At 63.3% G+C, this 22,846-nt stretch carries 21 protein-coding genes and 1 pseudogene; 7 read left to right on the top strand and 15 right to left on the bottom strand.

All coding sequences use genetic code 11. The features are described 5' to 3' along the window. Positions 1-100 precede the first annotated feature (100 nt). From NXT3_RS24285 to NXT3_RS24265, 5 genes are all read right to left on the bottom strand, one after another. On the bottom strand, positions 101-550 hold the full coding sequence (locus NXT3_RS24285; protein WP_104840769.1) for a hypothetical protein: 450 nt from the start codon (positions 548-550) through the stop codon (positions 101-103). Beyond that, on the bottom strand, positions 547-915 hold the full coding sequence (locus NXT3_RS24280) for a hypothetical protein (protein WP_234828225.1): 369 nt from the start codon (positions 913-915) through the stop codon (positions 547-549). The genes NXT3_RS24285 and NXT3_RS24280 overlap by 4 nt, the downstream gene beginning before the upstream one ends. Beyond that, positions 912-1,793, bottom strand: a complete 882-nt coding sequence (locus tag NXT3_RS24275; protein ID WP_104840768.1) for a DUF7007 domain-containing protein — start codon at positions 1,791-1,793, stop codon at positions 912-914. Before NXT3_RS24275 ends, NXT3_RS24280 begins: the two co-directional genes overlap by 4 nt. Continuing rightward, positions 1,790-2,266, bottom strand: a complete 477-nt coding sequence (locus NXT3_RS24270) for a UCP036055 family protein (protein WP_104840767.1) — start codon at positions 2,264-2,266, stop codon at positions 1,790-1,792. The genes NXT3_RS24275 and NXT3_RS24270 overlap by 4 nt, the downstream gene beginning before the upstream one ends. Before the next feature lie 93 nt (positions 2,267-2,359). Further along, the gene (locus NXT3_RS24265) at positions 2,360-4,153 is read right to left on the bottom strand and encodes a ParB N-terminal domain-containing protein (RefSeq protein WP_104840766.1); all 1,794 of its coding nucleotides are present in this window, start codon (positions 4,151-4,153) and stop codon (positions 2,360-2,362) included. Between the two features lie 504 nt (positions 4,154-4,657). Between NXT3_RS24265 and NXT3_RS24260 the strand changes: the two genes are divergently transcribed. The 4 genes from NXT3_RS24260 (at position 4,658) to NXT3_RS24245 (ending at position 7,601) form a co-directional block, all read left to right on the top strand. Next, positions 4,658-4,975 (top strand): hypothetical protein, encoded by a 318-nt coding sequence (locus NXT3_RS24260; RefSeq protein ID WP_234828224.1) that lies wholly within the window; start codon positions 4,658-4,660, stop codon positions 4,973-4,975. Next, the gene (locus NXT3_RS24255) at positions 4,965-5,276 is read left to right on the top strand and encodes a hypothetical protein (RefSeq protein WP_337442187.1); all 312 of its coding nucleotides are present in this window, start codon (positions 4,965-4,967) and stop codon (positions 5,274-5,276) included. Before NXT3_RS24260 ends, NXT3_RS24255 begins: the two co-directional genes overlap by 11 nt. Positions 5,277-5,650: 374 nt before the next feature. Further along, positions 5,651-6,241, top strand: a complete 591-nt coding sequence (locus NXT3_RS32715; protein WP_234828223.1) for a helix-turn-helix transcriptional regulator — start codon at positions 5,651-5,653, stop codon at positions 6,239-6,241. Continuing rightward, positions 6,198-7,601, top strand: a complete 1,404-nt coding sequence (locus NXT3_RS24245) for a HipA domain-containing protein (RefSeq protein WP_158665417.1) — start codon at positions 6,198-6,200, stop codon at positions 7,599-7,601. The genes NXT3_RS32715 and NXT3_RS24245 overlap by 44 nt, the downstream gene beginning before the upstream one ends. Before the next feature lie 262 nt (positions 7,602-7,863). Here NXT3_RS24245 and NXT3_RS33000 read toward each other — a convergent pair whose 3' ends face one another. From NXT3_RS33000 to NXT3_RS32995, 9 genes and pseudogenes are all read right to left on the bottom strand, one after another. Next, the gene (locus tag NXT3_RS33000; protein WP_272939871.1) at positions 7,864-7,995 is read right to left on the bottom strand and encodes a hypothetical protein; all 132 of its coding nucleotides are present in this window, start codon (positions 7,993-7,995) and stop codon (positions 7,864-7,866) included. 26 nt (positions 7,996-8,021) lie between these two features. After that, positions 8,022-8,279 (bottom strand): DUF5615 family PIN-like protein, encoded by a 258-nt coding sequence (locus NXT3_RS32710; RefSeq protein WP_234828222.1) that lies wholly within the window; start codon positions 8,277-8,279, stop codon positions 8,022-8,024. Continuing rightward, positions 8,276-8,926 carry a DUF433 domain-containing protein gene (locus NXT3_RS24235; protein WP_104840764.1) on the bottom strand — a complete coding sequence of 217 codons (651 nt, stop codon included), beginning with the start codon at positions 8,924-8,926 and terminating at the stop codon, positions 8,276-8,278. The genes NXT3_RS32710 and NXT3_RS24235 overlap by 4 nt, the downstream gene beginning before the upstream one ends. A 133-nt stretch (positions 8,927-9,059) precedes the next feature. Further along, positions 9,060-14,167: pseudogene (locus NXT3_RS24230) on the bottom strand (Eco57I restriction-modification methylase domain-containing protein). Positions 14,168-14,271: 104 nt separating this feature from the next. Next, positions 14,272-14,670 (bottom strand): DUF3085 domain-containing protein, encoded by a 399-nt coding sequence (locus NXT3_RS24225; RefSeq protein WP_104840763.1) that lies wholly within the window; start codon positions 14,668-14,670, stop codon positions 14,272-14,274. A gap of 10 nt (positions 14,671-14,680) precedes the next feature. Beyond that, positions 14,681-15,283, bottom strand: coding sequence for a DUF1419 domain-containing protein (locus tag NXT3_RS24220; RefSeq protein ID WP_104840762.1), 603 nt, complete (start codon positions 15,281-15,283; stop codon positions 14,681-14,683). A gap of 145 nt (positions 15,284-15,428) precedes the next feature. Beyond that, positions 15,429-16,388 carry a DUF3991 and toprim domain-containing protein gene (locus tag NXT3_RS24215; protein WP_104840761.1) on the bottom strand — a complete coding sequence of 320 codons (960 nt, stop codon included), beginning with the start codon at positions 16,386-16,388 and terminating at the stop codon, positions 15,429-15,431. A 223-nt stretch (positions 16,389-16,611) separates the two neighbouring features. Further along, positions 16,612-16,791 carry a hypothetical protein gene (locus NXT3_RS24210; RefSeq protein ID WP_104840760.1) on the bottom strand — a complete coding sequence of 60 codons (180 nt, stop codon included), beginning with the start codon at positions 16,789-16,791 and terminating at the stop codon, positions 16,612-16,614. A gap of 280 nt (positions 16,792-17,071) precedes the next feature. Continuing rightward, positions 17,072-17,203 carry a hypothetical protein gene (locus NXT3_RS32995; RefSeq protein ID WP_272939870.1) on the bottom strand — a complete coding sequence of 44 codons (132 nt, stop codon included), beginning with the start codon at positions 17,201-17,203 and terminating at the stop codon, positions 17,072-17,074. Positions 17,204-17,399: 196 nt separating this feature from the next. Here NXT3_RS32995 and NXT3_RS24205 point away from each other — a divergent pair, with 196 nt between their 5' ends. Continuing rightward, positions 17,400-17,870 (top strand): transposase, encoded by a 471-nt coding sequence (locus tag NXT3_RS24205; protein ID WP_104840759.1) that lies wholly within the window; start codon positions 17,400-17,402, stop codon positions 17,868-17,870. A gap of 69 nt (positions 17,871-17,939) precedes the next feature. After that, complete coding sequence (locus tag NXT3_RS24200; RefSeq protein WP_104840758.1) at positions 17,940-18,566, top strand: hypothetical protein; 627 nt, start codon at positions 17,940-17,942, stop codon at positions 18,564-18,566. A gap of 183 nt (positions 18,567-18,749) precedes the next feature. On the opposite strand, the gene NXT3_RS24195 is transcribed toward NXT3_RS24200, so the two are convergent. Next, positions 18,750-19,769 carry a tetratricopeptide repeat protein gene (locus NXT3_RS24195; RefSeq protein WP_104840757.1) on the bottom strand — a complete coding sequence of 340 codons (1,020 nt, stop codon included), beginning with the start codon at positions 19,767-19,769 and terminating at the stop codon, positions 18,750-18,752. A gap of 449 nt (positions 19,770-20,218) precedes the next feature. Between NXT3_RS24195 and NXT3_RS24190 the strand changes: the two genes are divergently transcribed. Beyond that, the gene (locus tag NXT3_RS24190; protein ID WP_104840756.1) at positions 20,219-22,702 is read left to right on the top strand and encodes a sensor domain-containing protein; all 2,484 of its coding nucleotides are present in this window, start codon (positions 20,219-20,221) and stop codon (positions 22,700-22,702) included. Positions 22,703-22,846: the final 144 nt, after the last annotated feature.

The following is a 22,846-nucleotide window of genomic DNA, read 5'->3' as shown; positions in this document are numbered from 1 at the left end:
CGACCAAGGGCATGCACCGGCCATGGCAACCGGAAGGGGATCTCTCGCGGCCAAACCGCGAACCGTCTTGCCGCCGGACACGCACTGCTCTACTGCGGCATCAGCTGGTCGACCGGTCGGGCCGAGGCTCCGGGTCCGCCTTCCTGGCGGCCTGCGTTTTCGGCAGGCGATAGGATTGCAGCCAGGTCGGACCATGCGAGTTGCGTAAGCCGCGCAACGTGCCGGTGTCGTCATGGGGAGGACCGCCCATCCAGACGTGGTTCAGCACGCTTTTCCAGCGCCGGCCGTGTTTGGCGGCATAGGCCTGGAGCGCCTGCTCCTGCTCCGCGGTCAGGGGCGGCAGCCTTTGCCGGTTCGGGAGCGTCGCGGCGCCCTCACCTGCTTCGACCGGCGCGGTCTCCTTCTCGGCGATCAGCCGCTTGAGCTCCGCCACGCCGGCCTGGAGGCACTCGGCGCCGTCGAGATGATGGAACTGCATCCAGAAGGCGGTTCGTTGCTCGACCGAGGAGCCGATCCCGGCCCTTCGCTCCAGTTCGCCGATCGTGATCATCGACGTTGCCCTCCTGTTGCGGCGCGGCCTCCGCCCATCGCCGGATCCCGTTGCAGATGATGGCGGGCCCGAAGAGCGGCAATTGCCGCATCCTGCCGCGCGAGTTTCCGGGTGAGCGCGTCGACTTCCGGCTGGCGCTCGGCGGTGAGCGCCGCGAGATTGGCGCGGTAGCGTTCGAGGAAAGCACCCGGCGCCATGGCCCTGCCGCGGCGATAGCCAGGCTGACGCTGGCCAAGCTCGGGAATAATCGCGGTCATCTTGCGGGTGATCTGCCGGTCGATCAGATCGAGCTGATGCTGCGTCTGTCGTCGCGCCGCTTCCATACGCGCGAGCTGCGCGGTGCGTTTTTGCGGGTCGCACATCATCCGGCCCTCCCGCGCCAAGTGGCGAAGCTGGACGGACCGTTATAGGCGGCATGTTTCGTCTCATCGATGACGAAGCCGAACCGGCCGGCCATATAGTCGTCGCTCCGCACCAGGAAGCGGCGCTCTTCAGCCCGCGCATCGCGCGCGCCGCCGATGGTGGCGATCACCTCGGTCATGCCGGCATGATGGTCGGACCTGAGTGCGGCGATGACGATCCAGTCTTCGGCATGCTGCCGCTGAAATTCCCGGCCGTCCTTCTCGTGCGATGCTCCGGGCGCGAGCCTGCGGTCGTGGATCGCCTCCCAGGCTTCCGGCCAGGAGTCGCGGACGGTTCTGTCGGCGATCTTCCGCTCATAACGCGTGAACAGCTGGGGAAAGGTGAGCGCCACGATCGCCCATGCGGCGTCCTCCTCGTAGAAGCCGTCGTCGATGCGAAGCAGCGGGTGGGCAGCGGCGTTGCGCGCGGCCGAGAGCTCGAAGCCGCCGTGGCTGGCTGTCGTATGAGAAACAATCCCGTCCACATAGATGGTGGCGCCCTGCGATGGCCCCCATGGTGTGCTGCAGCTGACCCCGGCGGTCTGTCGCGCGAGCGCGTGAAGCTCGCGGCAATGTTCGGCCTGCTCGATCATGCGGACCCGGAACGCCGCCTCATCCTCGACCGAACCATGGTGCGAATAGAAATCGTCCCGATTAAGGTGCTCGAGCGGCCGCGAAACGCGCCAGGCACTGGCGAGGAAATGCTGCCCGTCCCGCGCCGACACCATGGCGAAGACCAAATCGCCTACACGCGCAAGCGGCATGCCGTCGGCGCTTCGGCCGAACTCCACCGCTGAACCGTCAGGGGTGGAGAGATCTTTCGAGAGAGAGCCCCCAGTCATGCCGCGGCCCTCCCCTCGACATGGTCGGCGGCCACCTCGTCGGCGCTCACGTCCTCCAGGACAGCATCGGGATAGCCATGGCGCAGGAGCCATTCCTCGGCGGCCGGCCGGTTGGAGGCGAGATGGACGAGTTCGGCACTCGACCCGGCGCGGTCGAATATCCGGACCGTACCCGGCGCCGGTCGCTCCACGACCTTGAAGGCCAGCTCGCTGTCGAGCGAGAAGGTGCGGTAGACGCGGATCGCAATTATGCCGCCCCCGCCGAAATCACCCTCATGCAGGGTGAAGTCCGGCGCGAGGCTGATATTGCCGAGGCCGCGCCTGTCCTGCTTGCGGATCAGCCGGCCCTGGCTGTTGCGTGTCTTCCAGGCCGCCAGCTTTTGTCTGAAGCGCTCGGGCGGCCGCGGTGTGCCGTCGGACCAGGCGACGATGGCGCCGATCGGCGCGAGATCATAGATGAGGGATGCAGACATGAAGGCCTCCGTGGCGTTCTGCGATGGTGGAAACGAAACCGCCGCCGGAGCGGCCGGCGGCGGAGATGCATTCGGAAGAGAAGGATGGAGTGGCTATTCCGCCGCGATGCCGTAAGCGGTTTCGTCCGCATCGGCGTCGACATCCGCCGTGCCGACATCGGCGAGATCACCGTCGGCCGGATTGGGCAGTTCGTCGTCGTTGCCCGTGTCGGGCAACTCTTGGACGTTGGATCCGTCCTCCGGCCCGTCGCCGTGAGCGGCGCTCTCCGCCTCGTCCGCATCCAAGTCGTCGCCCTGGCGGATGAGATCGAGCACCTCCTGGCCGTCAGGCGAAAAGAGCGCAGACGGATGGACGAAGGTGTTGTCCGCCGCGAACTGCTCAACGAGTGCCGCGCGGGTTTCGCGCACGCGCGCCCTGGGCTGCACACCGGCCTCCTTGGCGGCCGCCTCCAGCGCCTGGCGCGACAGGCACAGGAGAAAGTCCTCGGTTCCCATGTTGGCGAGGTAACCGTCCGCACCGATCGCCGCGCCGGCGATGCGCGAGACGACGCCGCTGTTCGACATGCCGCGCCGGCATGAGAGCACGTCGATCAGCATCGAACGGGCAACGACCCGCACGGTCTCCATCTCGAAGGACAGGCTGCCGTCCTCCCTGACGAGGCGGGCGGCGTGGCGCCTGAACCGCTTCGGCCCGAACACGTGGTCGTTCGCACCGGAGTCTACGCGGACATTCTGGCCGGCGAAGGCGAGCACCAGCAGTGCCATAAGGATATCATCCTCGATCGGCGCGCGGGCCAGCGCCTCGTGCAGCGCATCGGTGCGGAAGTCGCCGATCATGTCCTGGCCCTTCTGGGTCACATCCGGACGGGACTTGGTAGCAGCGTCGTCATTATCGCCCGCGGCATCACCGCCAGCGCCGTTGCTGCCATCGCCGGATCCAGCCTGCCCCTTGGCGGCCTTCGGCTCCGGCATCCGGTAATGCACGCTCTGCACCTTTCCGTCGCGGTCGAGATAGAGGCCGGTATGGTCGCCCTTGCCGGGCTTGCCGTAGATGCGCTCCGCCTTCTTCGGCAGTTCCGGCTGGCCCCAATTGTTGACCTCGACGATCGCGCCCTTTTTCGGCAGGTTGCTGGTCATCCATTCCTGCTGGGCGCCGAGGAACGCCTCGACATTGGTGGTATAGCGATTGTCCTCGTCTGCGGGGCCGAACAGGTCTTCGGCCCATTCGATGCCATAGGCTTCCCTGAGATCGTCGCCGAAGCTCGCGTCGCGGGCATACATGCGGGTCTTGGAAAGCGCAGTGGCGATCTGCCACCAAGCGGCGGTGTCGCCCTTCTTCGGCTTCTGGGCCTTCCAGACCTCCTTCTGCTCCTCGACAGAAGCGGCGGCGATGGTTCTCAGCTGCTGCTCGTTCGGCATGTCGCCCTTGGCCATCTGGTCGAGCATGGCCGGCAGCACATTGGCGAGCAGGCGCAGCTTGCGGATCTGGCGCACAGGCAGCGCCAGCGCCAGCGCGATCGCCTCCTCGGTCCAGCCGAGGGCGACCAGCCGCTCGATCGCCCGCCACTGATCGACGGGATTGAGCTGCTCATGCGCTAGCGTTTCGGCGAGCGACCGCATGGCGCCGCCGTCGTCGGCCCGGTCGGTCACCAGTACCGCGATCTCCTCGAGGCCTGCGGCGATCGCTTGGCGCACCCGCCGGTGGCCGGCATCGATTACATAGCCGTTGCCGCCATCGGCTTGCGGTGCCACGACCGGCGGCTGCACGATGCCGACCGCCCGGATTGTAGCGAGCAGCAGCGCATCGGCCTGCGGCGAGGATTTCGAGCGCCGCGCCTTGTCGGGATTTTCCTTGAGCGCGCGCGGATCGACAAACTTCAGTTCCATCGGAATGTTCCTTCCAGGTTTGGGGACGCGGGCATCTCGCCCTTCCCTCTCCGTCTTCTTTCCGAAGACACCCCTCGGACCGCAGGGCGGGGCGACCGGCGCAACGGCGCCCGAGCGGCCCTGCCGCGAAGCCCAAGCGGGGCTTAAGCCCTGCGCGGGCGAGTGGCCGGGTTGCGCAGAGCGCGGTTGAGCGCAAGCGTCGGCGGGAGAACCGATCTGCGACCAGGTTCTTCCTTTCCCTTCCTGTCCCTTTCCATTTCTTGCTGACACTCCCGGGCAAAACCCGGCGGCTTTTCACGCAAGGCGGTTGCCAATGCCGTCCGTCCGATGGCAAAAGAACGCGGACCGATTGCATCGGCGTCCGTCCAACTTGCGCGAGGATTGTATGGTGGCCGCCGACGGCGGCTTCGGAAGGAGTTGGCGAACGTGTCTGAGGAAGGCGGTCGCGATGGCTCCGCGACAGCGTCCGCGGCGCTGCGTCGGGGCCAGTTCGAGCAAGCGTACATGACCATGACGATGAACCAGATCCTGGCCAATCCGCTCGAAGGGGAAACGCCAGCAGCCCGCCTCAAGCAGATCGCTCTGATGACGGTGATCCGCAAGCTCCATGGCGATGGAGAACCGATCACCTTGACGCGTCTCGTCGAAATCACCGGCCTTACCAGGACCGGCATCCGCCAGACCGTCGGCCCTCTCGTGCAAAGAGGCCAGATGGGGAAAAACGCCATGGGGCGCGGTATGGCCTGGCAGTTCGACCTCTCCCCGACCTTCCTTCATACCCTCGCTCTGATCACAGGGAGCCCGATCGACAATGAACAATGAAGTCGAACAGCTGTCGCACACGCTGGCCTGGACCTGCGGCATGATCGCGCAAAGCGGACCCGAAGATCGGCAGCGCATCGCAATCGCCTATGGCGAAGCACAGGCGCTTGTCGCCGGCATCCCGCTCGATCATGGCGATGCCCAGCCGCGGATCGTCGCCTGCTTTGCGCACTCCGACACATATCGCGCCGCCGACGACATCGCCTGCGTCGGTTGGATCCTGACCGCCATCCAGGAGCGGGTGAACGAACGCGACCTTCCGACTGGCGCATGCTCCGCAAGGTGGTCAGACAGGCCGTAAAACAGCTGCCGCTCTCGACGCCAACCATGCATTGACGAGCACGGCGGATAACAGCTGTTCTCACTTGAGCGCTGCCCCAAACTGCCTGCGGCATAAGCCGGTCACCGCAGTTTCGATCGCCGCTTCCCGCCTCTTCAGTTTGGATCACCCACAGCGCGGCGACGCTCGATATCGGCCGCGATCGCCTAGAGTGGAAAGTGCTGAACTGAAGTCGCGCCGGGCTGCTCCCGAACGGGAGCAAAAGCAGCAAAACAGCCCGGTAAGAGCATTGTGCTACCGCTCGGGATCAGCAGGTCTGCTATGTGCTCCTGTGCGGGAATACAGAGCCTTGAATTTACGATGAAGCTGGACTATGTTCCCGTACAGGAGCAGATATGACCGATCGAGACGACAAAACCTCATCCCCGAAGAAGGCGACCGATGTCGCCAGGATGCTCGCGCAATCGCCTTTCTCCGACACTTTGAGGGAGCAGATCGGCAAGGCGGACCTTGTCGCGGGTACGAAAGCGCTTCGCGATATTTCCGCCATGTCCAAAAGCTTGACGGACACGCTGAAGAACATCGACATTCCATCCGTCAGGGTCGCAACGGAGACGCTGAAGGCCGCAACCTCTGTCAAGCTTCCAGAGCTCAAGATGCAAAGCTCGAATATCGGTGCGCAACAGCTGGGGTTTCCCAAGCCTCTTTCCCACTTGCCCGGTGAGCAGCATTCCGAAAGGACGAAGGCGAGGACTGAGGGGAAACGGCGTGAAGCAACGGAGATTGTCTCGCCCGGTGACCTCGGATCTATCGTCCGAACCGCGAGGGAAGCGCGCAAGCTCTCGCAGCAGGAGTTCGCCGATCTCGCCGGTGTCGGGCGACGATTCATATCCGAACTCGAGAATGGCAAGGCGACACTAGAGTTCCAAAGGGTTCTCAAGGTTGCGCACGCCGCCGGTATTTCAATATTCGCGCAGCCACGATAACCGCATGGATATTATCGCGCTCGATGTCAGGCTTGACGGGTTTGCTGGCCCCATTGGCAACCTCGTAAGGGATGAGGATGGCGCCCTGGCCTTTGCCTACGCCGCTGCATATCTTGACAATCCCGATGCCCTCCCGCTTTCGCTGTCGTTTCCGCTCGGGGACGGAGCCTTCGACGACAGCAGGGCCCGCCCCTTTTTCGATAACCTGCTTCAGGAGCGCGACGGCGTCCTGCAGCGCGTCATGGATCGCGAGGGCTTGGCCCGCAGCGATGTGGCAGGCCTTCTCTTTTATCTCGGGAAGGATTGTGCAGGCGCAATCTCGGTCCTGCCGCTTGGTGCCCCAGCCGCAAAGGTGCCTGGCGACTACGACACCGATTACACCAGAATCGATGGTGATCGACTGAACGTCATCATTGCCTCGCTGCACAGACGTCAGCGCCTACCCGAGGGCACGGAAGATCCGTCGCCGCTCGCCGGCGTTCAAAGCAAGATCGCGATCACGGTTCTTCCTGACGGGAGCTATGCCGAACCCATTGCCGGCTCGGGCGCCCCCACCACGCACATCATAAAGGTGCCTGACCAGGAGCATCTGCAAGACCCCAAGCTCGAATTCGAAACGCTTCGGCTCTCGCGAGAACTCGGTTTTGAAACCGCTGAGGCGACTGTCGTCAATTTCGGCGGCATCGATGCCCTGTTGATCGAACGGTTCGACCGGCGGCTGAACGCCGACAGCATGATCGTCAGGGTCCATCAGGAGGACTTCGCCCAGGCGCTTGGCCTTCCTCCGTCCCTGAAATACGAACGTCACGGCCGGGAGGGCCGTCGCTTCGATGCTCATGCCATCAACCGAATACTCGATGCGACCGCCGATCCCGCAGCGGAAAAGCAACGGTTCATTGCCGCAGTCCTGTTCGATCTCATGACGGGCAACGTCGATGCCCATGCCAAGAACTTTGCCCTCCTCTATGATAGTGGAGGCAGTATCCGCGTCTCGCCTCGCTACGACCTGATGCCCACGCGGCTCGATCCCAATCTGACCGATCTCTTCGCCTTCAGCATTGGCGAAGCAACAAAGTTGACCGATCTCGAGCTGGCAGATTTCGCGGCCTTTTTGGATGCATTGGGGATTGGCTCACCCCGCGCGCAAGCTCGTCTCACGACAAGTCTCACGGAAAGAATATCAGTGGGGCTAGCGGCCGAGCTGCCCAGGCTTGATCGTATCGGTCTCAAGCGCTTCGCCGACCTGATTGCACACAATATCGATGAGCTTTTGACCGCATTCGACATGGAGGTACCTGAGGGGATCAAGGCGCGAGACGCCTATATCGAGCGCGGTGGGGGATGGCTGCTCGGCTCCTGATAGCTGAAGGTCCCAACGCAATCGGCAAAAAAAGAGGGCCAGCGGAAAACCGCGGCCCTTATAGGTGTGAAGGTAATTTAAACCTCCAGAGGGGAACAGCCGATGCGGCGGCAATGGGAGGAGAAGACCGCGAAATGCATCAGCTGCGTGCAGGATGCCCGTTTTTTGACCGAAGGCAAATCACTTATTGTGCAATGCAGCCATGCGTATGCTGCACTGCATTCAAATGCAGCGGCCGAAGTGCCCTTGCCAAGAGCACACATCATTCGGCCGGCAGCAGGTAGCGGAAGATATGGATGTCTTCCTCACCCATCGTGACCTCGAGCACCTGATTGACGAGATCGGGATCCGCCTGAAGCTCGGTGAGGGCCTCTTCGAACAGCTCCAGCTGCATCGCCAGATCCATCGTGGAGGGCCCGTTCAGACACACGAGCCCGGCATGGATCGCGACATCCGCATATTGGCCTTTCGAACCGGGGTCGGCTTCCGGCCCCCGAAAAAATCTACCGAGTTCTTGGTGACGAAGGTCCAGTCGCCATCTAGGATGAGCGGCTTGAGCTCCCAGTCTTTCCAGCCGCTTTTGCCAAGCCACACGATATGGGTCGATTGAGCGTAGCCCGCGGCTTGTGCCAACTGGACAAGCCGCGGGCTCAGGCATTCGTCTACGAGTAACTTCATGCCGGCCGCCTGCGCCTCGCAACTCGGCGATCTCTGATGATCCTGGCGCCGGCGGGCAGTTCCTGCAACGGCTTGGGCCGGCCGCGCAGCGGATTGGCTTCGGCATAGACCTTCGCAAGGGCAATGCGCCTTTCGTCAAGCGCCGGAAATGCCTCCAGCAGTTCTTCGACGGAATGACCGGCGGCGAGGGATGCGGCAATATCGTATACCGGAATTCTCGTTCCGCTGATAATCGGTGTGCCACCCAGAATATCCGGTGAGGACGTAACCATGTTCCGAGCGGCCTCGAGCTCGGCAAGGCTATCGACCGTCTTTCTGAAGAACGGTGCCAGGTCGATAGTCAGGAAATCGTGGTGCAAAGTCCAGTCTTTCGCAATCAGCGCCTCGGGCGCCAGTGTCTTCCATGCGCTGAGCCGGGGTTCTGCCCACCTGATCGCACTGATGCGCTCCTCTGATGTCAGGCGCGTGGCACTCTCATAATAGAAGGAAATCAGTGAACATGCCGTCACCCAGACCCGACGGCCGTTTTCGGCTGACGAAAACGCCGCGGGCAGAATTCCTTCGTCGATCACTCTATTGACGTCGCGTGGGGAGACACGCGCGACGACAGCCGCCTCTGCGGTCTTCAACATCTCGCTGGAGATCATGATGCGCTACTAATTCTTCCGATGTATCGGAATATATATTGCATAGGTGATAATTTCAACGGCGGGGAGCCTCAAGGGCCCGCAGGAAAATGCGGGACACAGCATCTCGCTTGTCCGGCCGAACACTCGAAAATCAGGCGACCTTGCGTTCGTCGGCGCGGTCGACATTGTCAGCGAGCGCTTTCTCGACTTCCGCGAGTTGCTGGCGTTTCTCGGCAAGTTCATCAGCGACGGCAAAAGATCCGCCCAGCCGTGATTGGTAGGAGGCGAGCCGTCGTCGGGATTCCTCCCGCCGCTGACGAAACCGCTCCTGCTCGGCTTCGAAGCCGTCTAGCGCATGTTCGAGCCGGGAGATGGCGCCGAGCGGCGTGACGGTGACGGCGAGATCGATCTCGTGATCGACGCCGGTCCGCCGCAGCATCGTCTGGTAGCGATAGCCATCCTTGCCGAACCGCTCGCCCTCATAAACGAGATCGAATCCGCCGATGGAGGCGACATGAACCTCTCCCTGCTGCTGGAGCTGCACGAGGGTGAGGATTTCCGTCATCAGCGCCCGACCCGCCGCTTTGCGTTCGTAAAGCAGCTCCCCGTTGACCGTCATCGCAAACGCCTCGCCCGTCGTCGGCACGAGACGCTCGATGTCATTGCCGATCTCGTCGATGCGACGGGTGGCGTGCTCGATGTCGCGCTCGGCATCGCGGATCTGGCGGCGGATGGCGAACTGGTCGTCCTCGTGGGCGGCGCGCAGGCGCTCGAGCCGGGCAATGTCGGCTTCGAGCCCCGCCTTCTGCATCAGGCGCTGATCGCCGGACGCGATCGCCTTCGCCATCGCGAACTGGTTCGCTTGGCCCTCGCCGAGATCTTCGAGCCGGCGGATCGAGGTGTCGCCGGAAAGGGCCGCGGCAATGAAGCGCGCCTTACGCTCGTTGTTCTGCCATAGGGTGGCGTCGAGCGAACCCTCAGTGGCATAGGCGAAGATGTCGACTTCGTCGTGCTGGTTGCCCTGCCGCACGATGCGGCCTTCACGCTGTTCGATCTGCGATGGCAGCCAGGGTACGTCGAGGTGATGCAGCGCCTTCAGCCGTAGTTGCGCATTCACACCGGTGCCCATCGTGTCGGAGGAGCCGATCAGGAAGCGGATTTTTCCCGCGCGCACGTCGCCGAACAGCCGCCGCTTGGCCTCGGCTTTCTTGTAATCCTGCATGAAGGCGATTTCAGAGGCCGGCACGCCGAGGCGGACAAGCTCGTCGCGGATCCAGCGATAGGCGGAGAAGCCCCTGTTCTTCTCCACGCTGATCGTGCCGAGATCGGAAAAGATCATCTGCGCCGCACCGGGGAGATCGAATGGCTTGCCGTCCGGGCGGACATAGGTGTGTTCGGCTGTCTCCCTCCATATCCTCAGCGCGTTGGCGATCAGCTATTGAGCTTGTTGTCCGGCTCGTTGTCGTTGTCGACATCGACCAGGCGCAGGTCGATTGCCGCGTGTCGCCCATCGGTAACGACCGAAAGCAAAATGTCGTCGCCGGGCTCCGGCGGCCGGTCGCGCTCCTCGATCGCCTTGATGCGGGCATCGAGCACTGTCTGGTATCGTTTGAACGCCGCCGTTGGTTTCGAGGTGACGATCTGGCGCTTGCCCGTCGAGATCTCAGGCACCTTCACATAGCGGCGCAGGTCCTCGGGCATCACCACGTCCGCAAACGAGCGGAACATGGCGATCAGTTCGGGAACATTGACGAAGCTCGCAAAGCGCGACACCGGCTTGTATTTGCCTGACGGCTGCAGCTCGAGTTCCGTCGTCGTGTCGCCGAAGGTCGAGGCCCAGGCGTCGAACTCGTGCAGGCCCCGCTCCATCAACGCGGCATGGTCCATCAGCCGCTGGACGGTGAACATCTCGCCGATCGTGTTTGTAACAGGGGTACCAGAGGCGAGCACCAGCGCCCGACCCGGGTTCTTCGTCTCAATGAGCCGAGACTTCACATAGAGATCCCAGGCGCGTTGCGAGCCGTTCGGATCGACGCCCTTTAAGGTCGACATGTTGGTGGCGAAGGACAGTTTTCGGAATAGGTGTGCCTCGTCGACGATGATCTGGTCGACGCCGAGCTCGGCAATAGTGAAAAGATCGTCCTTGCGGGTCGCGAGCGCTTCCATCCGCTCCTTGAGACCCTCCTTCAGCCGTTCGAGGCGCTTCAACGACACGCGGTCGTCACTCTCGATCTTGGTGAGCAGCGTCTCGTAGAGCTCGAGCTCGTCATGGATCATCTGTTGTTCGAAGGCCGAGGGGATGCCGATAAACCGGAACGCGGAATGCGTGATGATGATCGCATCCCAGGTCGCGGTCGCTGCGCGCGACAGGAACCGCTGGCGCTTGTCTTTCGAAAAGTTGATCTCGTCGGCGACCAGGATGCGGGCATTCGGATAAAGCGCCAGAAACTCTCTTGCGGCCTGCGCCAGGCAATGGCCGGGAACGACGAGCATCGCCTTCGCGATCAGCCCGAGACGACGCTGCTCCATAACGCTTGCTGCTATGGTCATCGTCTTGCCGGCGCCGACCGCATGCGCCAGATAGGTCGTGCCGGAGGCGATGATCCGCCAGATGCCGCGCTTCTGGTGCGGATAGAGGGTGAAGGCCGCCGATGCCCCCGGCAGCTTCAGATGCGCGCCGTCGAATTTTCGCGGAGCGATATTGTTGAAGCGGTCGTTATAGACTCGGGCGAGCCGGTCGGTGCGATCGGGATTGGACCAGACCCAGCTCTGGAAGGCGGTCTTGATTTTCGTAAGCTTTTCCTTCGCCGCTTCGGTGTCGACGACATTGAGCACCCGGCGCTCGCTGTCGCCGTCCTTGATCGTATCGAAGATCTGCGGCACGCGGCTGTTGAGCGCATCGGCGAGCAGTTCGCCGGCGTGACGGCGATCGGTGCCCCATTCCGATGTGCCGGCCGCCATCCATCCCAATGCCCGCGCCTCGACCGTCCAGGAGGCGAGCTCCGGCATGTGGTGGATGCGGATCTCGGCGCCCATCGTCTCGTGCACGAAGGCGACAACATCGGACGCCGGAATCCACGGCGCCCCGAGACGTGCAGTGATTTCCGAGGGGCGAAGGTCAGCGGGCTGCACCGCGGTCAGCGCCCGGACATTGCGCTGGAAATCCGCGTCAAGTGCGGCGGCGGCTTCCGCCACCTTCAGCTTGTCGCGGACATGGCCGGAGAGATAGGCGTCCGCCGTCTGCCAGGCGCCGTCGGCGGGGTCCTGGAAGATCGCCTCGCCGAGTTCCGCGATCACCGCGCCCGTGTCGCGATGGAGGAGTTCGGCAATATGCCCGAGATCGACATGGCCGCGTTCGTTGAGGACGACGGCCAGCGCATCAGCGGCGGAGGTGATGTCAGGTGCGGCCGGCGGCGCGATCACCCGCTCGGAGAAGATCGGACCGGGTTTGGCGGTATCGGTTTCGAGATCGTAGTCCTCGATCGAGGCGACCAGCCAGCAATCCGGGTCGTCGAGGAAGGGCTGGAGGTTCGGGCGGCGATGGGTTTCGCGCACCTCGCCGGTCTCCGGGTCCTCGGTGATCGAGACCCTGGTGTGATTGATCGGTCCGAAGTCGCGCACGAAGCTCGACCAGGCGATGCGTAAGCGCACCTGCGCCTCCTTCCAGGGCCGGTCGAGTTCCTGGGCCTTCAGCACTGCGCGCACGGCGTCGCGGATCGGGATCAGCTTGGCGATGATGCGGACATGCTTTTCCGACAGGCATTCGCCTGATCGGCCTTCGCCGCTGCGCCCCGTGCGCACTCTCACCGCGACCGGCTCGCCGTCGATGACCTGCATCAGGCCGCGGGCCTTGTCGTAGAGAAAACTGCCCTCGCGCAGACGGCGGTCGTTGGGCAGATCGGCGACGCGATCGCCGTCTTCCTCCAGGTCGAGATCGATCTGGCTCGGCTCGCCGTCGTAGAGGGCTTCCGGAAGAAGACGGATCGCGGCATCGAGCGCCGCCTCCAGCTTCACACCGTCGTGGGGCCGGCAGGTGTAGGTCTCACCGAACGGGCTGGAGCCGAGGTCATGGGTGCCGAGCACGAAATCCGGGTGGCGGGCAAACCAGCGGTTCACACGGATGGCGCCGTCGTCGGTCGTCGCGGCACGCACCTCTTCCAGGTCGAGCCAGGAGAGATCGCCTGTCGGCTCGCCGATCTTGCGCTTGCGGAAGAACAGGATGTCGACGACGACGTCCGTGCCGGCGTCGCGGCGAAAGCTGCCTTCGGGCAGCCGGATCGCGGCGATCAGGTCGGCCGACTTGGCGATATGCGCACGCGCCGTGTTCTCGGTCTTTTCCAGGGTGCCATGCGAGGTGACGAAGGCGGCAAGCCCGCCGGGCTTCAACAGGTCGATCGACCGGGCGATGAAATAATCATGCAGCCGCAAGGACAGCGACCGGTAGGTGCGGTCGGATCGCACGGTGCGATCGGAGAAGGGCGGATTCCCGATCGCGAGATCGAAACTCGCCGGCAGTTCGGTGCGAGCGAAGTCGCCGGTAATGATCCTCGCCCGTGGCTGCAGCAACCGGGCAATGCGGGCGGTGACCGGATCGAGCTCGAAGCCGGTGACGTGCGAAACGGCACGGAGGCGCTCCGGCATCAGTGCTGGAAACAGCCCTGTGCCGATGCCCGGCTCGAGCACGCGGCCGCCGCGCCAGCCGAGGCGCGTGAGCCCTGCCCAGATCGCCCGGACGATGAACTCCGGCGTGAAGTGCGCATATTGGGTTGAGCGCGCAAGCGAACGTAGATCCCCTTCGCCGACTGCATCCTCCAGCTCCGAGCCGATCGCCTCCCAGCCATCGCGAAACGTCGCCTCGCCTGGCCGTCGGAATACACCATTGGCAAGATCCGAGGCGCCGAAACCGGTGAAGCGGATCAGCCGCCTCTGTTCCTCGCGCGTCGCAGGGCGTTCCTCGGCTTCGATCTCGGCGGCAAGCCGGATCGCCGCAATATTGTCGCGGGCGCGGTCCTTCCAGCCGCGGGCGAGACCGCGGTTCTCCTCGAGATGGAAATTGAGGCCATGGGCCTGTCGCTCTCTTGCGGGTGAACGCGCAGGCCTTGCGGGCTGGATGGCCGGCGCTGGCGTTGTCGGATCGGGATCGTGGTCCTCGGGTCCTGGATCGAAGCTGCCGGCGAAGGCGGTGACGCCGAGGCTTAAGCCCGATGACAGCGCCGTGTTCCCGAAAAGGTCGATTGCGAAGGGATCGTCATGCGACATGCGAAGGTCTCCTGTGTTGAAGGCGCGCCCCGTCTCTCCCGCCGGGAAAATGGCGGGCGGACCGATCGCGAAATTGGTGGGAAGGGCGGCCCTGCGGCCGATGGTCAGCGGTGGATCAGGGTGAGCGACATCGATGTGTCGTCCATGATGATCTTGAGATGCGTGGCATCGGGTGATGCGGCCATCAGCATTTCCAGCTCGGTCGCGTCGATGAACTCGACGCCGTCGTCGCCCCCGAAATATTGCCGCTTGTAGTGCCAGTAATCCGGGTTGGTCTTCGGGTCGCACTCCTCGGCATGGACGACGAGCGGCTTCTCTCCGTCGGCGAGCTTGCCGGAGGACATGATGTAGACGCCTTCGTCACCGACCAGCCAAAGCCCGGCCGTCGCCAGCCGCTGCGGCGAGATCCCCTGATACGGCACCCGAAACCCGCCATGGGCGGCGGCATCGGATCGCCCGCGGGCAACGACGGCGCGAATATCGGCGATTGCAAAGGTGAACATGGCTCCGCCCTCACGCCGCGATGCTGTCGGGAAGGACGCGCAACTGCACCGGCAGCTTGGCGGCGATCTCCGACCGCGTGAGTTCGTCCAGAAGCTTCAGGAACGTGCCTTCCACGCCGCCATAGAGCATCACGGTGCGCCGGCCGCGCATCGCTTCCGGCCAGCGTTCGCCGGCATAGCCGCGATAGTCGTCATGGGTGCTCGACCAGATATGCTCGAGACGCTCCTCGCGGGTCATCGCCCGAACGGGGCGGGTTTCGCGCTCGAGGATTGCCGCGCGCATGCGCTCCGTGGAGCCCTTGTCGGCGAGATCGCAATAAGTGTGGAAATAGCGCGTCCGGCCATCGATCCTGAGCGTGAAGAAGACGCTGGTAATCGAGTCGGTCAGGAATTCGCGCGTGGCGAACATTTCGCCGCGCATGAAGTACGGCGGCAGGACCTCGAACATGTAGTCGTGCTCGGCTTCGCCAATCTCGAACCATTCGCCGCGGTAGAGCGCGCTGTCGTCGCACTGCCAGCGGTTCGGTCGCTGAGCGTGGCGGTCGAACAGGCGGAACATCTGCCGGCGGTCGGCGATGCCCTCAAAGATTTTGCGGATAGGGGAGAGGGTCATGAGCGGGCTCCTTTCAGGCCTCGTCCGGACGGAAGTGCGGCCGATCCCTCTGGATCGCCGTCTACTCTTCAGCCCTTCTGGACCCCTCCACCGCGGCCGCCTCTCCGTCCGACCGGGTCAAGGGCCGGCAAGGCCGGGCGAAGCTTCACCCTTGACGCGGTCGGCGGGCATGCGGCAGGCCTTCTCTTGCCTCCCTTCTTTCTCTATCTTTCCTCACCTTTTGCCTGAGCGCATCGTTCCAGTCATCCGCCGTCGGCTTCAGCCGGAACCAGTCGCAACCGGTCTTCTCGGCAATGCTCTGCAAACGCCCCGCAAAGGCCTCGCCCTGGGCGTTCGCGTCGGTGGCGGCAACGAGCAGCACGCCGGGCCGCGCCGCGAGCGCCTTTACCTTTGCCTCGGTTGCCGTCGACCAGCCCCCGCCGGTGCTGAGATAGAGGCTGCCATCGCGCAAGCCCTCAAGCGCGGCAAGACTCATGGCGTCGATTGCCGCCTCGGTGACACAGAGCCGCAAGGCATTGGCAGGTCCGAGCCGGAACAGCCGCTTCGATCCGCCGGTGGAAAAACCGCGCCAATCGGGACCGCGCTCCTCCCAGCCGGTGACACGGCCCGCCTCGTCGACATGCGCCGCCCACATGCTGCCGCAGGGCCCTTCGCGCAGCCGGTCCTGGCGGATGGCGTCGCGAATGATAGCGTCCGGAAGGCTGCGGGTGTCGCGCAGATAGCGCCAAGTTGCAGATGAGGGCCACGGTTTGCGACGGATTTGCCAGCGGTCGCCGACATCAGGAACGGGTTTGCTCGACCGCGACGGTCTGCTCCACACCGGCTTTAGCGGCTCGTAGCCGACGAGAGCCGCGACCCCTGTCGTCGCCTCGACGAAGCCGACGCCGTGCAGATACGCCATCAGCGAGAATATATCGCCCTTGGCGTCGGAGAGGGGGTCGAACCAGCCCCTGCCCGCGTGGATCACGATGACGATTGCGGCGCCGCGCCGGTACTTGACCGCCCGTCGCGTGCTCTCCTTGAGGTCGATCGCGTAGCCGGCATCCTCCAGCGCCGCCGCGCAGGTCACAAGCTCGCGCAGGTCATCCAGTTCATCCTGTTTCATCTCTTTTTTCGCGCGCCGCAGGCGCCGCCTTTCTTTTGAGCTTTCCTTCCCGCACAAGGCGGGCCCGTCCTCAGGGCCGCCCGCGAAGAGCAAAGGAGGCAAGGGCGCGGCTGGCAACGTGCCGTTTTGCACCTGGCGCCCGCCGTCCCCCGCCAGCCGGGGCGAAGCTTCCCTTGCCGCCTGCCGCTCGCAAGCGGCATCTCCAAAAAGGGAAAAGGCCGGCTCAATGAGCCGGTCCGAACTGGTGGGGATCGTACTCGGCGATGGTGTCGACTTCGCCGTCTTCGAGTTCGTCGGACGGGAGGACGCCGAACTCGTCGCCGGAGCGAAACAGCGTGACGGGGACCATCAGGGTGCGGGCGAGTTGAAAAGCGTGGTTTTGTGCAAGGACAAGATCAGACATTGAAGGCTCCGTCTTCGGAGGGCCGATCCCGCTCGATGGCTCCTTCGAAGGGCCGGGGCCCGGTCGCGATCACCGCGAAGGCGTCAGCCGAAAGCGGCGGCACGCTTCGCGTAGCCGACCCCGCGCGGGTTGATCGTGGAAGATCCGGAACCGGACCAGGACGCCATCACAAGAGAGCGGGACTGGACTGCGGTCGGATGGGCCGCGCCTTCATCCGGATGAAGCCCGCCGAACCCCGCCCTCTGGCCCGCCCCTGATGAAAACGGATTCAGCCGTCGCCTCAGGCGCGACCGCGCTTCGCCCTGACGCTCCGCCGGAGCTCATCGTCGGCGATCGCCGCCACCGTCGAATAGTCCATTTCAGCCCGCGGGCTGATCCGCGCCACCTCGGTCGCGACCTTCGCCGAGTGCACGAACTCGCTCGCCTCCAGCGACAAAATTGCCGATTGTCGATGAGTTTGCGTGGCTCGTCCTGATGATCGCACCGCCGCCCAACGACGGCACGCTGCTGGCAAAGCCGCAGACAACGTTCGTGCGGAATCCGCGTCGGTTCATGTTGACTCGCCGCTTCAACCGATTGAAAAGAGGTTTCCAACCCGGAGCTTACCGATGGCGAACGAACAGACCCTCGAACAGCCACTTCCCTCAACTGCGGCCGAAACGGAAGGCGCCGCACCGGCTGCTGCCCCGAAGCGACCATCAACGGCGAACAGGAAGGCCGGAACCGGTCATTCAAAAGCCGGAAAAGCAGAGCCGGCTACCGGCAAGGCGAAGAAGCGGGGCTATTCCGACAACGAACGGGCCGAAAAGCTCGCAGCTATTGAAGCGCGCACCTCGGGCGGCGAAACGCTGAAGGCGGCGATCAAGGGAGCGGGCATTTCCGAGCAGACCTATTACCAGTGGAAACGCGCCGGCGCCCCGGTCGAGGAACCAAAGGCCAAAGCCGAAGCGAACGCCGGCCTTGAAACGCTGGCGGACCTGGTTGCGCTCGAGGAAGAAAACCAGCGGCTACGCATCCGGCTGGCGGAAAAGCTGCGCGCGGAAAATGTCGAGCTTCGCAAGCGGCTTGGTCTGGACTGAACCGACCCTACCACGGCGTCCGCGTTGCAAAAGCGCGTGGGCTCGCTTATGTCTCCGGCAGATCCCGCAATGTCGGGCAGCCAAATCCAACTTCTTCGGATATCCGTTTGCATGAGAGAACGACGAAACTTCGTTGTCGAATTCAAGTCGAACCGGCGTCAGGCAAAACCACGAAACACGTCCATCTGGGGTGACGCCGACCTCAAGGCGATCGCTCGGGAAGTGGAAGTGGATCTGCCGCACGCCGGCGGAGGCGCCGAAACCAAATCGGTAACGCAAGAGCCTCCGCTTGTCGCAGTCGAGCCGGCTGCCGAAATAACTGAGCGAGCTGACAAGCCGAACGAGCAATCGCCTGCGGCGGCTTCCAGCGATCCAGCGGCATCGGAGTCGCCGATGCCGATGACCGATGCGGCTCAACTACCGGCAGAGGCCGATGACGTGGCGGTGGCAGTGTCCGCAGTTGACGAGGCAGACCGCTCGACCCCGATGCGGCGCTCCACTGCTTCGAAAAGAACAAAGCCTGCGAGGACGTCGTGGCCAAATTCCCGTCCTGCCGAGGAAGCGCCGCAAACGGGTCCGGATGAGCTGGAAGCGCTGGAGGCAGAAAACCGGCGCCTGAAGGCATTGTGGCGGACCAGCCTTCAAGCTGAAAATGCGCAGCTCAGAGAGATGCTGGCGCGCTTCGCGCCGGCATAGGTCCTGAGAAACACTCGCCGACGACATTGACCGAACATTCGGAGACCACTCGTTCACCGGTCCTTTACGTGTTCCATGCGATCTGGGGTGCGCGCGAGAAGTTTTGCGTTCGCGCCGACCTTGCATTTCATCTCGGTGACCGCCTCCGCAGCGGTAAGCGCCGCCGCACTCTCGCCCGAGCCTTCACAGCCATGATCGCGTTTGCGGATAGAGCCATGGCGGCCCCGATCGACCATGGCGGTCTGTGCGTTGGACCACGATTTCCGCCGACAACCGGCCGTCGATAGCGGCGAGCGCCGCTTCTTCGCGGTCGAGCAGCATCCCGCGCCGATTGACGTCGTGCTCCCAGAGCAGAGCTTCCAGCCAGTCGAACACGGCCGCGCGTTCCGCCATGACCTTCGGGTGCACATGCAGCCAGCGCAGGAACGGGATCGCTCCCTCCGTCTTGCGCCACAGATCACCGCACTGCTCGACATAATCATGCGCGACCTCCGGCTCGGCGAGGTTTGAGGAGTGCCAGATCGCCAGCGGCATCGGATCCGGGTTTCCGCTCAAGATTTCGGCGACATAGCCATTCGCCACGAACCCGGGGCGCAGGCTGGTGGCGGCGGCAACCGGATTGCCTGCCTGGAAGTGGAGCAGCCCCAGTTCGTAGTGATAGGGCGGGTATTGATCGGCCTCTTCGATGAAGACGCGCGAGGCCTTCGTCGTCTTGCCGGCCCGCAGATATTCCGACCCGATCAGGAAGCGGATGCCCTGATTGTCGTTCGGGTTCCATGCCAGCATCTTCTCCATCAACGTCAGCGCCTCTTTGCGCTGTCCAAGCTTAAGGCGACAAAGCATGGCGCCATGGGCCGCCCGCAGGAACGGCCGGTTCTCGAGAAAACCCCACTCGATCCGGCCCGCGAAGCTCGCTGGGATGGCGTTCTCGCCCAATTGCAGCCCTTGCAGGCAGGCGTCCAGCGCAGCCTTCGGCTTTCCCTGTTCCAGGAGGGCGTAACCGAGATGAGCATGACCATCGATGAACTGCGGCTGACGCTGAACGATGCCTCGCAAGGCCGAAAGATACCTGACCTCAGTGAGACTGCCGCTCTCGCGTCGATCGAGCGCGGCGTCGAGTTCGTCGACGATCGGACTAGGTGCGTCGCCGTGACGGAAGATGCCGTCTTCACCTACGATCTCGAGTGTAATGGGTGCGTCCATTTGCGCGCCCCTCCCCTCTGCAATGATTTTCCAGCGATTGCGACCCGGTGGCGTAACCCAGACGAATCGCAAGTCAGGATTCGGAGCGACGATAAGCCGTCGGGGATCGATTTTCGATCCATGTGCCTTGCGTCGCGCAAATAATGGCACCAGATCTTCGCCCGCCTTTCTGTCCGGGCTCTGGCGGTCGCTGCACACACTCACCAACACGGCGAGCTCATTGGTTCAACGACGCCGCCGCGGCACCTGCGTCGGGTCCGGCCCCCGAGAAAATGCTTGATCCCTCGGGTTGGCCGTGGTTCCAAATGGCACAATCGCTCACCTTTTGTTCACAATTGCTACCACAGAGTGTTGACTACGCGCCAACGGGTGGAAACGGTTCAGAGCTGCCGGGCGGCCGCGGAGCCACCCTCGCCAATTTCTTCTCAATATGGACCGTTCAAAGCGCCATGGAAAACACGCAACGCAGCGTATGGGAACAGTTTACGCAGTTCGATTACGCACTCGAGGTCATTTTCGATGCCGTCGCTCAACCAATCATCGTGAAGGACGAACATTCGCGTTTCCGCTTCCTCAACATTGCCGCCTGTGCCCTGCTCGGGAGAGCGCGTCGCGATCTGATCGGACGCACAGATCGCGACATCCTACCGGCGCAGGAGGCCGATCGCATTCGTGCGATGGACCGCCAGGTTCTTGAGACCGGGGAAGAATTCTCGTTTGAGGAAGACATCACGGTAGCAGACGGGACTGTCAAAAGCCTTGTGACACAGAAGCGTCGTGTCGAACTCGCCAGTGGCGGCTCAAAGGAGAGGCTGCTGGTGGTGACGATCCTGGATGTGACTGCATGTCGCAAGGCGGAGGCGGAGCTCCGCGCCAGTGAAGAGCATTATCGATCCTTGATCGAGCTCCATCCTCAGGTCCCATGGACTGCCGATCCGTCCGGAGAGGTTCTCGAACTAGGCCCGCGCTGGAAAGAGATCACCGGATTCGAAGCCGCCCTCGGCTCCGAGCGCGAAAAGGCGATACACCCCGACGATCTTGAGAACGTGCAGCGGCTGTGGTCGAGATCGCTTTCAACGGGGGACCCATTGGACGTCGAATTTCGGCTGGCGAGCGCCGAGGGAGGCCACCGTTGGTTTCGCAGTCGTGCGGCTGCACGAAAGGCGGGGGACGGTACGATCGTCCGGTGGTACGGGCTCCTGGAAGATGTCGATGATCGCCGAAGAGCCTTGGAGGCCGCAAAGGAGAGCGAGGCCCGTTTCCGGGCAATCGCGGACGACGCGCCGGTGATGATCTGGGTGACCGCTGAAAGCGGCGCTGCCACTTACCACAGTCGTCTTTGGCTCGAAACGACCGGCCAGACCAGCGAGCAAGCTCGAGGTCTTGGATGGGCCGATGCAGTTCACCCGGAGAACCGCCAAAAGGTTGAGGCTGGGTTCGAGGCGGCGATGCGCGACAGAAAACCCGTCCGGGTGGAATATCGTCTCCGGCGTGCCGACGGCAGCTGGGCTTGGGTCATCGATCTCGGGCAGCCACGCTTTGCCTCCGACGGGCGGCTTCTCGGCTATGTCGGCATTGCGCTCGACATCACCGAACTCCGCAAGGCGGAACAAGAGCGAATGCTGGCGCAGAAGCAAATTCACCACATGGCGCGACACGATGCCTTGACGGGATTGCCGAATTGGCAGTCCCTCCGCGAGGAGTTCGCGCGCATATCGGACAAGCTCGTGCCGGACACGAAGATCGCAATTCTCTGCCTGGATCTCGAAGGCTTCAAGGCGGTCAATGACGCCTATGGTCGAGCCAGCGGCGACCTGCTGCTGCGCCGTGTCGCCGATCGACTGCGAAATTGCGTCAGGCAGTCCGACATCCTCTGCCGCCTCGGCGGAGACGATTTCGTCGTCTTGCGCACCGGCATCAAGAGCAATGACGAAGCGCGCAACCTTGCTCGGCAGCTCATCGATGTCGTTGAAGTCCCGTATGAGCTCGCAGGATCGCATGTCGATCTCGGGGTCATTGTCGGGCTTGCGGCTGCTCCGAAGGGTGACCAGGCGATAGACGAGCTTATCCAGGCTGCCGATATTGCACTTGATCAGGCCAAAGCCGGCGGCCGCGGCACATATGTAGAGTATGAGCCGGGAATGGACACGCATCTCCAGGCAAAACAGCAGATGAAGGTTTTGCTTCGGCGCGCGCTGGCAAATAGTGAGCTTGACGTCCACTACCAGCCGCTGGTCAACCTCCACACGGGCCGGATCACCACCTGTGAGGCGCTGGTCCGATGGTCGCATCCAGAACGAGGCCAGATCTCTCCGGCAGAGTTCATACCGGTCGCCGAGGAAGCTGGCCTGATTGGCTCGCTTGGCGAATGGGTCCTTCGCCAGGCCTGCATCGAGGCAGCCAAATGGCCACGCCATATCGGTGTGGCGGTCAACCTTTCCCCTCTGCAATTCAGGGACCGCCGACTTGCTGCGACTGTTTGCGACATCTTGAAGGAGACGGGCCTGAATGCCTCGCGTCTACAGCTCGAAGTCACCGAGTCGGTATTGCTCGATGAATGCGACGGCAATCTTCAGATCCTCAAGGAGATCCGCGAGCTCGGAGTTAAAGTTGCGATCGACGATTTCGGAACGGGGTACTCCTCTCTCAGTTACCTGAGAACCTTCCGCTTCGACAAAATCAAGGTCGATCGCAGCTTCGTTTCCGACTTGCCGGCGGGGAAGGAATCGCTAGCGATCCTCAGGGCGGTTGCCGGAATTGGACGCACGCTGGGAATCACGACAACCGTCGAAGGCGTCGAGGCTCCAGACCAGCTCACGATTATCAAGGCCGAAGGCTTCGACGAGGCACAAGGTTACCTCTTCGCACGTCCCCTACCCGCTGCACAGTTACGGGAGCTTATGCTGTCCTGGCGTGAGAAGTGTTCGCCGTAGCAAGTTGCCGCTCCGCTGCCAGCGGTGCCCGATCTCATCCGTCATTGACAGTCTCTGAGATCGAAAAGCCTCCACTGCTGCAAGACAACAGGGAGGCTTCGCACCCGAGCGTTCGAATTCACGAGGCCGGTCGACACTAGAAAA

Source organism: Sinorhizobium fredii (assembly GCF_002944405.1).
GTDB classification, from domain to species: Bacteria; Pseudomonadota; Alphaproteobacteria; order Rhizobiales; family Rhizobiaceae; genus Sinorhizobium; species Sinorhizobium fredii_C.
The sequence above is the reverse complement of the archived record's forward strand: the minus strand, read 5'-3'. Positions and strand labels throughout refer to the sequence as shown.

Excerpts from the sequence above, each read along its gene's own strand:
- NXT3_RS24285 (WP_104840769.1), bottom strand. The coding sequence starts at position 550 with ATGATCACGATCGGCGAACTGGAGCGAAGGGCCGGGATCGGCTCCTCG.
- NXT3_RS24280 (WP_234828225.1), bottom strand. The coding sequence starts at position 915 with ATGATGTGCGACCCGCAAAAACGCACCGCGCAGCTCGCGCGTATGGAA.
- NXT3_RS24275 (WP_104840768.1), bottom strand. The coding sequence starts at position 1,793 with ATGACTGGGGGCTCTCTCTCGAAAGATCTCTCCACCCCTGACGGTTCA.
- NXT3_RS24270 (WP_104840767.1), bottom strand. The coding sequence starts at position 2,266 with ATGTCTGCATCCCTCATCTATGATCTCGCGCCGATCGGCGCCATCGTC.
- NXT3_RS24265 (WP_104840766.1), bottom strand. The coding sequence starts at position 4,153 with ATGGAACTGAAGTTTGTCGATCCGCGCGCGCTCAAGGAAAATCCCGAC.
- NXT3_RS24260 (WP_234828224.1), top strand. The coding sequence starts at position 4,658 with ATGACCATGACGATGAACCAGATCCTGGCCAATCCGCTCGAAGGGGAA.
- NXT3_RS24255 (WP_337442187.1), top strand. The coding sequence starts at position 4,965 with ATGAACAATGAAGTCGAACAGCTGTCGCACACGCTGGCCTGGACCTGC.
- NXT3_RS32715 (WP_234828223.1), top strand. The coding sequence starts at position 5,651 with ATGACCGATCGAGACGACAAAACCTCATCCCCGAAGAAGGCGACCGAT.
- NXT3_RS33000 (WP_272939871.1), bottom strand. The coding sequence starts at position 7,995 with ATGCAGCTGGAGCTGTTCGAAGAGGCCCTCACCGAGCTTCAGGCGGAT.
- NXT3_RS32710 (WP_234828222.1), bottom strand. The coding sequence starts at position 8,279 with ATGAAGTTACTCGTAGACGAATGCCTGAGCCCGCGGCTTGTCCAGTTG.
- NXT3_RS24235 (WP_104840764.1), bottom strand. The coding sequence starts at position 8,926 with ATGATCTCCAGCGAGATGTTGAAGACCGCAGAGGCGGCTGTCGTCGCG.
- NXT3_RS24225 (WP_104840763.1), bottom strand. The coding sequence starts at position 14,670 with ATGTTCACCTTTGCAATCGCCGATATTCGCGCCGTCGTTGCCCGCGGG.
- NXT3_RS24220 (WP_104840762.1), bottom strand. The coding sequence starts at position 15,283 with ATGACCCTCTCCCCTATCCGCAAAATCTTTGAGGGCATCGCCGACCGC.
- NXT3_RS24215 (WP_104840761.1), bottom strand. The coding sequence starts at position 16,388 with ATGAAACAGGATGAACTGGATGACCTGCGCGAGCTTGTGACCTGCGCG.
- NXT3_RS24210 (WP_104840760.1), bottom strand. The coding sequence starts at position 16,791 with ATGTCTGATCTTGTCCTTGCACAAAACCACGCTTTTCAACTCGCCCGC.
- NXT3_RS24205 (WP_104840759.1), top strand. The coding sequence starts at position 17,400 with ATGGCGAACGAACAGACCCTCGAACAGCCACTTCCCTCAACTGCGGCC.
- NXT3_RS24200 (WP_104840758.1), top strand. The coding sequence starts at position 17,940 with ATGTCGGGCAGCCAAATCCAACTTCTTCGGATATCCGTTTGCATGAGA.
- NXT3_RS24195 (WP_104840757.1), bottom strand. The coding sequence starts at position 19,769 with ATGGACGCACCCATTACACTCGAGATCGTAGGTGAAGACGGCATCTTC.
- NXT3_RS24190 (WP_104840756.1), top strand. The coding sequence starts at position 20,219 with ATGGAAAACACGCAACGCAGCGTATGGGAACAGTTTACGCAGTTCGAT.